This is a genomic window from Zunongwangia profunda SM-A87, assembly GCF_000023465.1.
Classification (GTDB): Bacteria; Bacteroidota; Bacteroidia; order Flavobacteriales; family Flavobacteriaceae; genus Zunongwangia; species Zunongwangia profunda.
This window is the reverse complement of the sequence record NC_014041.1, coordinates 765,001-780,356: the sequence shown is the minus strand read 5'-3', so window position 1 is coordinate 780,356 and position 15,356 is coordinate 765,001. Positions and strand designations below refer to the sequence as shown.

General features: G+C 34.1%; 13 protein-coding genes. 3 read left to right on the top strand and 10 right to left on the bottom strand.

The features are described 5' to 3' along the window. Positions 1 to 72 precede the first annotated feature (72 nt). The gene (locus tag ZPR_RS03430; RefSeq protein WP_083759724.1) at positions 73 to 534 is read right to left on the bottom strand and encodes a MepB family protein; all 462 of its coding nucleotides are present in this window, start codon (positions 532 to 534) and stop codon (positions 73 to 75) included. 238 nt (positions 535 to 772) lie between these two features. Between ZPR_RS03430 and ZPR_RS03425 the strand changes: the two genes are divergently transcribed. Together ZPR_RS03425 and ZPR_RS03420 are read left to right on the top strand one after the other, a co-directional pair. Continuing rightward, on the top strand, positions 773 to 1,540 hold the full coding sequence (locus ZPR_RS03425) for a hypothetical protein (protein ID WP_013070212.1): 768 nt from the start codon (positions 773 to 775) through the stop codon (positions 1,538 to 1,540). Continuing rightward, positions 1,537 to 2,019, top strand: a complete 483-nt coding sequence (locus ZPR_RS03420; protein ID WP_013070211.1) for a PIN domain-containing protein — start codon at positions 1,537 to 1,539, stop codon at positions 2,017 to 2,019. Before ZPR_RS03425 ends, ZPR_RS03420 begins: the two co-directional genes overlap by 4 nt. A 139-nt stretch (positions 2,020 to 2,158) precedes the next feature. On the opposite strand, the gene ZPR_RS03415 is transcribed toward ZPR_RS03420, so the two are convergent. The 4 genes from ZPR_RS03415 to ZPR_RS03400 form a co-directional block, all read right to left on the bottom strand. Then, positions 2,159 to 3,682, bottom strand: a complete 1,524-nt coding sequence (locus ZPR_RS03415; protein ID WP_013070210.1) for a glycosyltransferase family 39 protein — start codon at positions 3,680 to 3,682, stop codon at positions 2,159 to 2,161. A 248-nt stretch (positions 3,683 to 3,930) separates the two neighbouring features. Further along, positions 3,931 to 4,947: a hypothetical protein gene (locus ZPR_RS03410; RefSeq protein WP_013070209.1), complete on the bottom strand. Its 1,017-nt coding sequence runs from the start codon at positions 4,945 to 4,947 to the stop codon at positions 3,931 to 3,933. A gap of 143 nt (positions 4,948 to 5,090) precedes the next feature. Further along, positions 5,091 to 5,414, bottom strand: coding sequence for a type II toxin-antitoxin system PemK/MazF family toxin (locus ZPR_RS03405; RefSeq protein WP_041578644.1), 324 nt, complete (start codon positions 5,412 to 5,414; stop codon positions 5,091 to 5,093). Then, the gene (locus ZPR_RS03400; protein WP_013070207.1) at positions 5,405 to 5,650 is read right to left on the bottom strand and encodes an AbrB/MazE/SpoVT family DNA-binding domain-containing protein; all 246 of its coding nucleotides are present in this window, start codon (positions 5,648 to 5,650) and stop codon (positions 5,405 to 5,407) included. Before ZPR_RS03400 ends, ZPR_RS03405 begins: the two co-directional genes overlap by 10 nt. A 288-nt stretch (positions 5,651 to 5,938) precedes the next feature. On the opposite strand from ZPR_RS03400, the gene ZPR_RS03390 reads away from it, so the two are divergent. Next, positions 5,939 to 7,057, top strand: a complete 1,119-nt coding sequence (locus ZPR_RS03390; protein WP_013070206.1) for a WD40/YVTN/BNR-like repeat-containing protein — start codon at positions 5,939 to 5,941, stop codon at positions 7,055 to 7,057. A gap of 393 nt (positions 7,058 to 7,450) precedes the next feature. On the opposite strand, the gene ZPR_RS03385 is transcribed toward ZPR_RS03390, so the two are convergent. The 5 genes from ZPR_RS03385 to ZPR_RS03365 form a co-directional block, all read right to left on the bottom strand. Further along, positions 7,451 to 9,187 (bottom strand): RagB/SusD family nutrient uptake outer membrane protein, encoded by a 1,737-nt coding sequence (locus ZPR_RS03385; protein WP_041578641.1) that lies wholly within the window; start codon positions 9,185 to 9,187, stop codon positions 7,451 to 7,453. 11 nt (positions 9,188 to 9,198) lie between these two features. Next, the gene (locus ZPR_RS03380) at positions 9,199 to 12,675 is read right to left on the bottom strand and encodes a SusC/RagA family TonB-linked outer membrane protein (RefSeq protein ID WP_013070204.1); all 3,477 of its coding nucleotides are present in this window, start codon (positions 12,673 to 12,675) and stop codon (positions 9,199 to 9,201) included. Positions 12,676 to 12,901: 226 nt separating this feature from the next. Beyond that, a complete protein-coding gene (locus tag ZPR_RS03375) occupies positions 12,902 to 13,771 on the bottom strand; it encodes a FecR family protein (protein WP_013070203.1) in 870 nt (289 codons plus the stop codon). A 199-nt stretch (positions 13,772 to 13,970) separates the two neighbouring features. Next, positions 13,971 to 14,477: an RNA polymerase sigma factor gene (locus ZPR_RS03370; RefSeq protein ID WP_013070202.1), complete on the bottom strand. Its 507-nt coding sequence runs from the start codon at positions 14,475 to 14,477 to the stop codon at positions 13,971 to 13,973. 399 nt (positions 14,478 to 14,876) lie between these two features. Beyond that, positions 14,877 to 15,332 (bottom strand): hypothetical protein, encoded by a 456-nt coding sequence (locus ZPR_RS03365; protein ID WP_148211648.1) that lies wholly within the window; start codon positions 15,330 to 15,332, stop codon positions 14,877 to 14,879. Positions 15,333 to 15,356: the final 24 nt, after the last annotated feature.

Below are 15,356 nucleotides of genomic sequence, written 5' to 3'. Positions count from 1 at the left end.
TTAGCTGAGGAATTAGGCTAATAATTAAAGAAGATCAAAAAAAGGTTTGGCGAACGCTTGCCCAGTAATGCTTTATGGTTTAGTATACAATTGATTCACCTTTTGCAAATTGGTTAGACTGCTTATTTCATAAAAATAATTCAGTTGCCATTTTTGCGTCTTTTCAGCTTGTTTGCTTTTCACCATACCCCAATGTGGATAAACTCTAAAGGCGCGTTTTCCTTCTTTATTTTCAGTAGCGAGAATCCCTTTTTTTATCAGTACCGATTTGGGGAATACAAACTGCCCAAATTTGTTTTCTGTCCGTACGTTGACCACATAAAAATCAATGGCATCATTCCCGCTAAAAGGTTCAATGGGACCATTCTTTTGTCGTTTCCAAAAGGTCACAAATTGCCCGGCTTTCTTGGGTGTAATTTTAGCATTTCGGCTCAAAACATGCATTCCGTTGAGTTGAAATCGACAGGCATTGTATGCTTTGCTTTCAGTTTCGGTTTTAAAGTGTGAAAGCTCAAGTGCGCATTTATCGTAAATTTCAGTTTTAATCTAACTTAGATTTTTGTCCATTTGTGCTACTTGATTTTTTTGATTTGAATTACCGGAATTAATTAAAAGGATTTTAGAAAGCAATTCTACCTAGAGATTGCGGCGCAAAAATAGGGAATTCTAACTTGTTTTTCTTTCCCATGTAAATTCTTAAATTTGAGGGTTTAGTGATGTTTTTTTATAGGTATGGTTTTAAACAGTTAAATTTGTACATTAGTTTAAACAAGTGGAAGAGCAAGGTTACATAGAATTAAGAGTGACAAATAGAGATAATTCTCTATCTCCTAAAGATATCGATATAAATGAAATTAAAGATTTTATATCTGATATTGAAACTTTCTTATACCCCAACCGAAAGGAAAAACGTAATCGTCCTCATATTTCGTATGATATAGAAAAGGGTTCTGCAAAACATAAATTTTTCTTGCCCATAACCGCAGTTATCCTATTCAATGGGCTTACTAGTGAAATAAAAAATAGAAGAAATTTAGATTTTTTAGATTACAAGAGGCAATCGATTATTGATAAATTTCAAAAAAAGGCATTAAAAGAAGGATATAAAATTGAGTTTAACAATTCAATGCAAAACCATCCAACTTTAGTCATTGATGAAACCACAGATTACGAAATGATTGCCCCTACCTTTTTCGAGAGCGAATTTTACTTGTATGGGGAGATTTATCAAGAAGGTGGGAAAAATCCAAACCTGCACATTAGCACGAGTAAGTATGGTAATATTACCGTTTCAGCCACTAAGGAACAAATTATGAATGGCGAAAAAAAAACTTACAAACCTTATGGTGTTAAAGTGCGAGGCAAAAAAAACCTGGAAGATGATAGTTTATCTGATTTGGTCCTTCTAGAGTTTATACAATATAAACCTCTTTTTAACCAATCACTTTTAGATAAAGTGATTGATAAAGCTTCTGAAAATTTAAATAAGATAACTGATGTCGATACGTGGTTAGATGATATAAAAGCTGAGGGAGTATGAATGGAATAACCAGTATACTACTAGATTGTTCCTTTTGTATTCGTTTACTAAAAAGAGATGATGAATTTCATCAAAATTGTGTCGATTATTTCAAACATTTTATTGAGAATAATATAGAAATGTATTTATCTACAATTGTAGTAAGTGAATACGCAGTTGGGGATAATCCTGAAAACTTACTTTCTTTAAATTCCTTTAGATTATTAGAATTTGATTTTAAAGATGCTAAATTTTCTGGTAAATTTTTATCTTATCTTAAAGCATTAGGAAAATTTGGTGATTTTGGCGAAAGAAAAGTAGTAATCAACGATATCAAGCTATTTGCTCAAATTCATAATCGAAAAATTGATGCCTACATTACAAAAGATCGAAAGTCTTTTAAAAAGATGATTGCCCCTTTAAAAGAGGAATTCAATTTAAAGTTAGAAGTTATCGATCTAACAACTCCATTAAACTCGAAATTAGGACGGCTATTTTAATTTCACTAATGAGTCTGCATACTCTTAAATTACTCCATTTAAGATCTTATTTTTCTGCTCAACTTCAGTAATTTGCAATTCAGAATTACCGATAGGAAAGCCCAATTTAAATGTAGTTGTTTTACGCTAATTCTAATTGCTATCGGTCATTTTTTGCCTCCCTAATTTCGTCCTTTATTCGTTCATTCACATCTACTTGAGCCCCGGTAAACGCAAATATTAAAGTTCTAAATTCTCGGGCATAAGGGTTGGTAATTGAATCTGCCACAACGGCTTTATCAAAATACGGACTGGTTTCTATAAGTTCATCATCTTTTTCTTTATAGTTTTTAATCCGGATCAGGTTAACGTATTGGGGTTCTAAATCAAACCAGTTGACATAGTCGGCATTAAAAGAAACGGCTTTAATATGCTTACGGGTGTAATAATTTATGGCTCCCGCTTGACCGTAATTATCGCAGAGCACCAGGGTTTGGCTGGGATTGGGTAGGGAGATATAGATAGCATCTACTTTTCGTGCCAACTCCTTCCATCCCAGCATATCGGCATAATCCTGCGGTATCGAATGATCTGTTCCATCTTCCCAGCGTAACAGTCCGTATTCTTTATAAGTATCTGAATGGTTTACGATCCATTCAGGACTTTTATTAGGAAAAGCAATTTGATACATCGGTATAAAAAGCACTATTGGAATGGCAATAACAACGGGGTTTAAATACTGTTTCCAACCGGCTTTTAAAAAATCAGCCAGAAATACCGCACCAAAGGCAATATAAATAGGATAAAGCCCTATTGCATAATAATCTTTTGCCCTGAAGTACATAAATACCAGAAGCGTAAAAAAGAACGCCCAGAAAAAGGATTGATATTTCTGAAAAGGCCTATAAAACAACAGCGCCCATAGCCCCGAAATAATCACCGGTAAAGCACCGATAAAAAATAAGATTTGTGATTGCAGAAACTCCATTCGATCTACATTAACTAATTGCGTTTCTGATAGTTCTTCCATGTGATGAATCACCGGAAAATTATTCGTGTATTGCCACACCAGATTGGGCAAAATGATCCCCAAGGCCAGTAGCATTGCCAGGTATACTTCTTTTTTTAAAAGTAGTTTACGCTGGTTCGTCATTAGGATGGCGGGAATAAGACCGATAAGAAGAAAAACGATATTGTATTTATTGAGAAAGCCAATAGCGAAAACCATTGCCAGGGTATAAAGCCATTTAGACCTTTGTGTATTTAAGTATTTAATAAGAAAGAAATACACCGCTGCCCAGCATAGTACATCTAAGGAATTGGGCTGATATAGTGTGTTTAATCTTAAAAGTGCCGAAAATAAAACACCGGTCGCACCCAGTGTCAAGGCAAAAAGATTTCCTTTTAACTCTTCAATTGTTTTCCAAACCACAACTATAGTCAAACTACCGAAAAGGGCGGGAAAAAACTTGACCCAAAACACAGAATTCCCCAGAAAATAAATGATACTCGAAATCCAGGAAGAAACGGGCGGAACCGATAAGTAGCCCCAAGCTAAATAATGAGCCTGATCCAGGTAAAGATATTCGTCCCGTTGCAATTCATATTCGGGACTTATCAGTATATATTGAAGTATAAACTTTAAAAGTATAAATCCGATTAAAATCCATAACTTATTTTTCATGGATGATGAAGCGATTGTTTTGATTGAAGGAGAACACACCTATAGAAACATTCCGTTTATTTCCCTATAAAACTAACCAAAAATCCTTAATTTCTATTAAGGGTTCTTTTAAAATTACTTATAAAAGTCCTATGATCAAGCGCCCAAAATCCAGTTTAAGAGAAAAATCGCTTTAAGCGATTGATTGGGATGAGGATTTATTGTAATTATTAGTTTGTGTAACGGTTTTCATTGTTAGGCAACGTTTTTTATTTATAATATTCTATTTTCCGTTTTACAATTCTCAAAGGTTTATTATTTTTAAATTCAATTTTTTCTATCCAATTATTTTCTGAATCATATTTAAAATCATAACTCCAAACATCATTAGTTTTTCCGTCATTGGTCTTAACCGCTTTTTTAGTTAAATCCCCATTTTCATTGTTTCTTTCAATAATGACGAATTCATTTTCTCCCATTACTGTAATTGATTCCTTTAGTTCTCCGTTTTTGTGATATTTGTTTTTTATTTCAAAACTAGAGTCATTTTCTATATTGAATTTCTCAATAACTAATTGATTTTTATTATTATAAAGATATTCTTTTTCTACTCTGATTGTATCCCAGGTTCTATATTCGATTATCTTTTCCTTTTCTTTCAAGTTTTGACTATTAAAACTTCTTTCAATTAATTTTACTGGTGCGCTTTTGTGCCTAAATTGACTTTCAGAAATCAAATTGTCGTTTTTGTCATATTTTACAATGTAAGTCAATTGGACTGTGTCATTTTGAATAGTTTTTCTTTCTATTGGTCGATTATTACTATCTCGCTCAATTTTTAGAGTTCTTTTAAATCCATCACTAGATATTAAAACGCTAGTCAAGCTGTCTCTAGAATCATATTTAAATTCGAAGTATAAAAACGAACCTTTACCGTAATTGTCAATTTCCTTTCTTTTAATTAATAGGTCATTTTTATCGTAAGTATAGATGTCTTCTTTAATTACTTTGCCGTTGTAAAGAAACTCTTTTACTGAAGTCAGGTTTCCGAGTTCATTAAATTCAAGCAGAGAATTTCGGTCAAATGCAAGTGAATTTATTTTTTCTCCAATTTTAAAAGTGTCTTTCTCAATAATTAGATTAAAAAGTTCCGATTTTACAGATTTTATTTTCCCATTAAAGTGGTAATTCGATAGGTCGCTTTTATGGTCTGTATCGTCTGCTTTTTTAGAACAACTAAACAACCAAAGGCAAATTGTAAATAATATTCCGAATACTTTTTTCATATACTTTCTAGCGGTCTCGTCTATATCAAGTTTCAGGAGTTGGAACGCGGAGTTGTAGGTTTAATTGTTTGCTTTCCTGGTTTCTACAATTACTCTTTTTAAATATAACCGCTATTTGCGATAATTGTTATTAGCATTAGTACTTAGTCCAGCAATGTTTCTTTAAGCACTTTTTTGCATTTTTTAATATCGGAATTTGACAATGATTCAAAGACTTTTACAATTCTTTGTTTATCAATTGTTCTAACTTGATCTATCGCAATCATTCCATTTTTCCCATTGGATTTTACCAGAATTCTTGTCGGATATTTTTTTGTATTTGTTGTCATTGGAGCCACTATAATCGTCCTTAAGTATTTATTCATTTCATTCGGAGAAATGATTACGCAAGGTCTTGTTTTCTTGATTTCGCTTCCAACGGTTGGATCTAGATTAACTAGAACTATATCATATTGATTTAAATCCATTCCTCAAAATTTTCATCATCAAACACATCATTCATTAAAAGTTGATCATCTTCGTTTTCGGCCATTTTTTTAAATTTTTCTTCCCAGTTTTTTCTTGGAGAATCAATTGGTCGGAGTATAATTTGACCTTTTTCTAAAATGAGTTCTACCTTATCTTTTATATGGTATTTTTCAAGAATGGTCTTACTTAAGCGTAATCCTTTAGAATTACCGATTTTAATAATTGAAGCTTCCATAATTTTGATTTTTTTGTAAATATAAAGTTATTACTTTTTGTAGAATTTCAAAATTAAACTTTCTCTGTAGAAGTACTACTGCAAACCTAGCTATACCCCAACAAGCCTTGTACGATATCCATTTTAGTTTAATGATAAATCTACCAAAAAAATCCCCAATATCCATTACGGTTTTCTTTAAAAGAGAAAAATACCCATCAAAAAAACCTTTCCTAAAAAAATAGCCGGTTCACATAATCAAATACCTTTGTCCGCGTTAAACTAATGCTATGTTGAAGAAATAAAAGAATGAAAACAAGACCAAGCCTCGGGATCCTTGTCGCCCTCCTTTTTAGTTTACCCGGTATCGCGCAGCAAACGTACCAACCCATGAGTGCGCTTAATGTGGAAATTGACACGATACCCGTGAGTTTCCCCGAGCAGGAACAGTTTAAAAACGAGGTGACCGGCAATACCGTCAAGGTATTGCATGCCGTAGAAAATACCGGATTTCAGTTTTACAACAGCGTTAGTTTTCGCAACGATAAAGAAGGCATTATCGCCGGCGGCACCCGGTTACGCCTGCGCTCCACCCAAGACGGCGGAAAACATTGGAAAGGCTTTTCCTTTTCGGGTTTTGCCAATGCCTTTTACAGCACCGCCATTTACGAAAATCAGTTTTATGTGGTTGGCGCTTCCCGCTATATTTTTAGAAATGACGATTTAAATACCGAATGGGAAGCTTTTGATGTCAATACGCTGGGCGAAAGCAAATACGCCTTACGCCATCCTAAATTTTATAAAATAAAGTTTTCTCTCAGCGGTTTTGGGATTATCGTTGGTGATAACAACGGAAAGCCACTCGTCCTGAAAACCACAGATAAAGGCGTGCACTGGAAAAAAGTCAAGCTTAATGGGTTACAAACTGATGAAGTCTCGCTAAGCGATGTGTTTATTTTTCCCGATGATACCATTAGGCTTCTCTCTTTTACAGGAAATGTTTATGAAAGCAGTAATGAAGGCAAGGACTGGAGCCTGCTCCGCCGCGGAAAAGAAGGAGAATCCTTGAATTCTATCGCTTTTGCAACTAAAAAAGAAGGCTACATTTCTGGCTTGCAAGGCTTGCTTTTAAAAACCACCGACGGAGGTAAAACCTGGGAACAAATCGATACCACCGTTTTAGGAAGCGGCGCCAATATTTCGAACTTGGAATATACCAAAGATCACCGATTGCTATTAACGACTGCTGAAAGTTTTCAGGATGAAAAAAATAATGCGCCTATTTTTTCTATCGATAAAGAAGGAAAAATCTCACCTTTTCTTTCGGCCAAAGGGCAAACCTTTGTCTTTGATACATACGGGCTTTTCTTGCTCAACGACAATGTGTTTCTATTAGACCGGGATAAATTGTATAAGATTAAGGTTTAATGGAAGTTGTAAAGAGTTTTTGGTTTTTAAATCATTATGATCAGCCAATTGTATAGTAAAAAATTCTTCCAAAAAACCATTCAATTTGATTGAAAAAAAAAGGGAATGATGCTTATATAATGCATCATTCCCTAAATTTAAGCTAGTCAATAGGTACTTTTAATAGCTATCTCCCTGAAAAAATGTAATAGATCTAAATCTTCACTGGGCTCTCTTCCATTAAACCATTAATTTCATAGCTTGATCCGTCTTATCTCTCTTTCAGTCTTCGATTTTGCACCTATTATTTGTTTCTCGTCTTTATCTGAAATCATTTTGTTAGTGTTTTCTCCTTTGCGTTTATTGCAAATGCAAAAGTAAACCTCTAAACCTAATATTTTTCATCTTTTCAAGTTATTCCCAACCGGGGTTTTGCTCCAGGTTTGGATTTAACTGCAACTCGATTCGTGGAATTGGATACAAATAATCCTTATTTTCATTAAAACTTCTGTTATTAAAATTAGGTTGTGGATCAATAAGATTATTTTCACTTAAAAAAACATCAGAGTCTAATTTTAAGTATTGAATCCCCTCTATCTGATTGCCTGGAGCGTCATCCTTATAAAACACTACATCTGTATCACCATCCCCATCAAAATCGTATTCTCCGGGACCGGGAACATATAATCCACGTAAAGGTCTTGTTATAAACTGTCCCGCTTTCCAGCGAACCATGTCATCCCAGAAGAAGTTTTCCATATATAACTCTATTCTCCGCTCTCTTCTAATTTCAAGCAATAAACCTGCATTATTTCCCTTTACCTGCGGATATTGATTTTGCATATACGGATCTGGATCATTGTTCGCTGCGTTAATAGTTATATGTGGCATAGCAACACGATTTCTTAGTACATTTATGGAATTATCTATATCTGTTTGCGACACTGTACCCAATTCAGCTTTAGCTTCAGCAAAATTCAATATAATTTCTCCAAATCTAAAAATTGGCAAATCTGTAATGGACTGATCATTGGTATCGTACTGGGGCTCTGTAACGTATTTAATAATTTGATATCCTGTAACTGTGGCGCCTAAATTAGGTGGTAACTCCTGTGTTTGTCCCTTACGTGTATAACCGGGAGTTCGAATAGTTTGCGATAATCTTGGATCGCGATTAGCCACCTCTTCAGTAAAAAAAACCTGATTATAATCTGGCCGATCCGTGAACCTACTTCCATCGGCATTTAGATACGTATTTACCAAATCTTTAGGCATCCCCGGTCTTCCGTAAGATGAGGTTGTCGTATAATAATTCACATTATGATCTACATCAAGCGCAGTGTTAAATTCTCGAGCAAAAATAACTTCAGTACCAACCGCGTCATGCGAATTAAAAAGATTTAGATAATCTGAGCTTGGATTTCCGGAACTAAATACTTTATAAGGTGAATTATTCATCAGCTCTTCCGAAGCTTCTATTGATGCTTCTAAATAAGTTTCGTAACCACTAATGTTCCTGTATTTTTCGTAAGTACCTTCATAAAGTCCTACTCTTGATTTTAAGGCCAGAGCGGTATATTTAGTTACCGTATACAATTGCTGATCTTGATTTAAATTTTCTATAGCGACATCAAGATCTTCCAGAATTTTTTCTACAATAAACTGGCGACTATCTCTTGGTTTCTGCAAACTTTCTTCGTCGTCCGGATCTATCGTGTAATCGTAATATGGTACTTCGCCAAATCGCTTTAACTTATCAAAGTAAAAATAGGCTCTAAAAAAACGAGCTACTCCACCATAATGCGCAATTGCCGATGCATTATCACCACGTTGATAATTTTCAAGAAAGTAGTTGATATCCCTAAGATATCCCCAATCCCAGCCACCGCCAGTAGTTGGAATGGTTCTGGCACTACGCATTTCCTCACTTAAAGTGGTCTCCAAAATATTACCTGCTCTGGTATCTCCGTTATAGATAGATGTACTGGGCAACAATCTGTAAAAGCCATTAGTGTATAATTGTAAATCACTTGCTTTAGTAAAAAAGTTATCTTCAGTGACATCGGATAAAGGTTCTTTATTTAAAAGATCATCGCTACAACCTGTTAATACAGCTAAAAGCAGGATGAAGATTATTTTTATATTTTTCATCGTCATTGTTTTTAAAATTGAAGTGATAAGCCAACCGAATAGGTTTCGTTAAAGGGAACTGTTTGCGCGGTACTTCGGTTTGCAGAAGTAGAAGGCTGATTTAGGTTTACGGAGTTACTAGCTGCTTCAGGATCGATATAATCGGTTAGAGAAGTAAAGGTGAAAAGATTTTCTCCGCTAAAATAAATCCTAAACTTACTGATATTAAATTTTTCTGTAATCCTTTTTGGGATAGTATATCCAAGGCTTAGGTTCTTTAGTCTTAAGTAAGCGACACTTTGTAAATATCTGTCGTTAACAGCTCCTAAGGCATCACTATCTGATAATGCGATATATCCAAATAATCTCGGAAAATAAGCCTCCCTATTATCTGGAGACCAGATATTGTTTACCAAATCTTTACGAATAAATGTATCGTAGGGTCGATTATACATTGCCCAAAAAATTCTTGAATCTCCATTAGGATACCAGTCCTGCTTTCCTACTCCCTGAAAAAAAACCGAAACATCAAAACCTTTCCAGGCTGCATTTACTCTAAAACTATATAAGTACTGCGGGGCTGTATTTCCTATTTTTCTGCGATCGCCTGAATCCTGAAGGGTATTTTCACCTTCATCGATAACACCATCCCCATTTAAATCTACATAACGAACATCACCGAGTTGTAATCCTCCATTAGCAATAATACGATTGGAAACACGGGTTTGATCAGCGTGACCTGTGATTTCATCTTGAGTTTGAAATAATCCATCTACGTGATATCCCCAAAGTTCTCCAATGGTCATCCCTTCGTAATAATCTAATAAACTGTTGTTTGGATTATCGAATTTTGTTATTTCAGTGACTGAATTGGATAAATTCCCCTCAATTCCGAAATTTAAAGGAGATTTGGCTACCTCAAAACTATGATGGTAGCCTATACTAAGTTCGAAACCACGTGTTCTTAAATCTGCTGCGTTTTCCTGCGGTGAACCGGTTCCTAAAACGCTGGGTAAAGTTGCTCCCTGGGTGAGCATTCCTTTAGTACTTCTCTGAAACCAGTCGAAAGTGATATTTACATCATTATTAAAGAGCGCAATGTCTGTTCCAACATCAAATGTTTTTACTTCTTCCCATGAAATTTCGCGAGGGTTTAATCCCGGTGCTGCGATATAATCTAAAGTTCTGCCGTTTAGGGCAAAGTTACCGTCAATATTCTTCCTCAATGTAGGTATATACGCATAATTCGCTACTTCTTGATTACCAAGAGAACCATAGGAAGCTCTTAACTTAACCAGGTTGAAAGTATCGGTTAAACTAGAAAAGAAATTTTCTTTATTAATTAACCAACCACCCGACACGGAAGGGAAAAAACCCCAGCGTTCTTCTTCGGGAAATCTTGAAGTTCCGTCATAACGACCATTTACCTCTAATAAATATTTATCTTTATAATCATAAGATAATCTATAAAATACACCTTGTAAAGCCCACTCTGCTGCACTTCCTAAAGCTTCAGGGTTACTGGTAGCAAGACCTAAAGAATTTAAATCGTCTGAAATGCTATTTTGTTTGCTTGCAGTAGTACTTTTGTTATAAAAAGACTCCTGATTAAAACCTAAAGTTGCTTTTAAGCTGTGATCGCCAATTTGATGATGGTAATCACCATAAATATTAAAAGCATCATATTTAAATCGTGTATTATACTCAGTCAATTGATCGGTTCCCATCGTATTAACTTCTCCGGGATAAATTGAATACGGTATATTTACAGATCGCCGATAGCGATTATAATTCGTTCTTCGATAGGCATAACTAGCGGTGACATCTAAGCCTTTTACAGGATTCAGTTTTAAAGTAGCAATGTTAGAGAATTCTCCTTCTTCTGTTTCCTGTTTTGCTTTACCGTAAAGTAAAGATGCATAGGCACCGTCACCAATGGTATAATTATTAAGTTCTGTTCTCCAGGTCGCCGTACCATCTGGATTTTGCGGCATGTACGATGGCAAACCATGTACATAGATATTACCATTAAATTGATCTCCCCATCCATACTGGCTACCACCATGTTTTAGGTCGTTAGAACTATTGTATTGCATGTTATTAGTGAAACTGATCCAGTCGTTAATTTTCATTTCCAGCTTACCACGTAGATTGTAAATTTTATAATGATCGTCTTGAACTTTTAGAATCCCTTCACTATTGTAATTACGGTAGGAAAAAAATCCCTTTATTTTATCAGATCCTCCAGAAACTGAAACATTATAAATTTGTGTAGGATAACTATCCCTGAAAAAATAATTCCACCAATCGGTATGTCCATAATAAATATATTGCTCTCTACCATTACGAATATCGGTTTCTACACGGGCTAAGGAAGGATCTTGTGATACCTCATAAATGTTTTGATAATCTTCCTCGTTATAACCTGTGTAACTTCTACCTACTGCCGTACGAAACGATTCGTCTACCAACATTACCGCTTTATAAGGATCGGTTAAAAAATCGGTATTTACAGTAGGAGAGTTCCATGCGGTGGTAGCATCCACACTTACCGTTAAATTTCCTGTTTTGGGATTTTTTGTGCTAATAAGTACTACTCCAAAAGCGCCACGGGCACCATAAATAGCTGAAGCTCCCGCATCTTTTAAAACACTTATCGATTCAATATCATTTGGATTGAGGTTATTAATATCTCCTTCTACACCATCGATAATCACAAGGGGTTCTCCTCCGTTTATCGATGTAAATCCCCGAATATTTATTCTTGGTTTGGCAGCTGGATCACCACTGCTTTGTGTTACATTCAAACCAGGACTTAATCCTTGTAATCCGGCGGAGACATCGGCTATTGGACGTTGCTGAATTTGTTCAGCATCCACTTTGCTTACCGCATCAACTAAAGTTTCACGGCTGGTCTGCCCATATCCAACTAGAACTACTTCTTCAAGACTTGCAGCATCTGTTTGTAAAATAATATCAATTTCTGTTCGATTTTCGATATTTACAATTTGCTTTTTATATCCCATGTAAGTAACACTTAGTGACCTGGCATCTTCTGGAACCTCCAATGTAAAATTTCCTTCAAAGTCTGCTGCAGTTCCTATATTAGTGTCCTGCACAAAAACACTTGCTCCCGGTATTGGCAGATTATCACTATCGGTCACGGTACCTGTTATAATTCGCTCTTGCTCTATTTCTTTATTAAGCTTAAGAGCAATGGTAAATCTTTTTTTAATGTAAGAGAGAGGAACAAGTTGTTGCAGTTGGTGTAACTCATTTTCAATGCCATTGTTCGTTGGAGAGAAATCGGAAACAACTACTTCTTTAAAAGCCTTTGTATTATATACGAAATTGATACTTCCATAATTTCTGGCTAAGAGTTGGATCACTTCATCCAGGTTACTGGATTTATTGGAATGTGCTTTTAATTGCTGAGTTCCTATAGCATAGATAGTCAGCATAAAAATTGTTGTCGTTAAAAATCGGCAACGTCTTTTTATTGTATTCATTTTACTAGTTATTCATTATTAATAGTTACTTTTTGCAGATCCTGGCCGGGATCTATAATTGCCGGGCGTAGTGTTTAGATCATCTTTTCATTTTTTTGTGCTTTTAAGAATTATTATCAGTTAATTTTCAGGTATTTTTATAGTTTTGTCATCTATTATTAATAGTTATTTTTAATAATTGCCGGGGATAGTCTTGGCCGAGATTATCCCCATTTTATATTACTTTCTATTCACATATTTCACCTTTAATTTTGTATTCATTTTCTTTTAATGATAAAAACTCGATATTGTGGGAAAATGAGATAATTTCCATAATCTCATCCAAACTTAAATCACTCCTAAATTCACCTGATATCTTACAATTAGCATAATCTGTTTTATTATTAATTTCTATGGCGTAATAATTTTCTAGACGATCCAGTAAAAAATCCAGACCGGTATTTTCGCACTTAATCAAAGAAGATCTCCAGGCAAGTACTGTATTAACATTAAAACTATTCACACTCACTTTCTTACTTCTATTATTATAAATGAGTTCCTCCCCTGGTGATAAAATTTTTTCGCCATTTTGCACACTGCTTACTTTTAATTTTCCTGATACTAAGGAAATAATAGTCTCATTAGTATTTTTATATGCATTTACATTAAAATAAGTACCTAAAACACTGAGAGTTAATTCCCTTGTATTTACTGTAAACGGGTGGTTTTTATCTTTTTTAATTTCAAAATAAGCTTCTCCTGTTAGGTTAAGCATTCTTGAGTTTTCAGGACTATATGTAACACCACTATTACGATTTAAAAACACTTTTGATCCATCTTCCAGTAGTATCTCTTTTGGCGTCATGCCGTCATTATTTACTACAACAAGTTTTGATGTTGTATTTATATTAAAAAGAGTAAGGCTGATGGCGGTTAAAAATGCAATAACAAAAATGGCGGCAATAGATTTCCAAATAGTGTAATTGGAATTTGTGGTAGATTTATCAATTCTTTGCCACAATTTTATCGAATTGGGATTAACCGGTTTATCCCAGGCGTTATTAATAAGCTTATCGAAGTTTCCTTCAGAAAAAAACTTTTCTGTTTTATTTTTCATTTTATGCTATTCTATTTAGTATTCAAATAGAAAAATGAAATCCCCTACGCCTTAATATTTTGGTAACACTTCCTTTACTCCCTGATAATTTAAAAATTGGACTTCTTTCGATTTCAACTCGAAATCAAAACGTTACACTTAAACAAAGTGCGTCTTAAAATTCAATTATCAACAAATCAATTAAGGAAGGACTCTGCTCTTAAATCAAATGCCTTTTTAGCTCTGAAATCGCCTTGGCTATCTGATTTTCGACCGTTTTTACTGAAATATTTAAATAGTCTGCGACTTCTTTTTGGGTAAGCCCTTCTAATTTGTGCATGATGAAGATTTCACGACAGTGCTGAGGTAATTTTTTGATGGCTTTATTTAAACTATGTAATTGATTTTCGTTATTTTCAATGTCAATTTCTTGTGAAATGTTCTCGGACTTCTGTGCATTACAAGCCACTTCCCACTTATTACTTTTTAGTTGATTAATGATATAAAACTTAGCAGTTCTAATGAGTTGAGATTCGATATTATGATCTTCAGAAAGTTTCCTTCGCTGTTCCCAAAATCTTAAAAAAACATCATGAACAAAATCTTCGGCTCGTTGCACATCATTAGTAAAATTTAATGCAAGAGCGTAAACATTTTGATGATACTGAAGATATATTTGCTTTAAGGCCGCTTTTTTTCCTTTCTTAAAATCTGAAAGCAAATTCATCTTTGATTATTTAAGCCTCAAATTTAAATGGAATCCACAAAGTTTTAATTTAAGCCATATTATATAATACTAAAATTACTGTTATAAGTAAGTGAAGAATTACTGTTTAGCATGGTTTTATTATTTATGTTTCTAATAGATCAGATCTTTTATAAATTCCACACTAATTATCAGAGATATTATATGTGAATTACATGTATGGATTTCCTTTTATAAGAACCAAATTTGTTCCTTACATAAGTACTAGAAACAACTTATAATTATGAGTTGAGTTATATCTACCAGTAAACAAAAAAATCATCCTATAGATGATTTTGAAAATGAATGGAATCCATTAGACTATGATAATTTTATCTCTCAAGCCAATCAAAGTGATTTAAATTCTAACTCGAAGCTTTACTACCAACTATCTTTTTCAGGTATCTCTTTAAGTTTTCCATTTTCAATTTTATAAAACACCATTTTTTCGTTTCCTTTAACAATATAGGGAAGTCCGTATATGATCACCTCATTATCTGAATTTACTTTTGAAGATATAAACTGGTATTCAGGTTCTATTAGAATATCTTTATTACTATTAGTAAGTCCATAGGAAAAATAATCATCAGTTCGGCTACCTCCACCCCCAAAACCTATTAACATTACATCTTTTGAATACATGTACTTTTTAATCAATATTAGATTATCTTCAAGATGTTCATTAGCATAGCTTAATTGATCAGCATTTTCAATATATTCAGTTCCCATCAGGCTAATTCTGTAATAAGGTTTCCCGACCATTCTCCAGATATATATTGCAACAACTATAATTGCGATTAGGCCTATAATCCACCCTATTTTTGATAACCTATTCAATTTAGATAATTTTTTGATATTTCT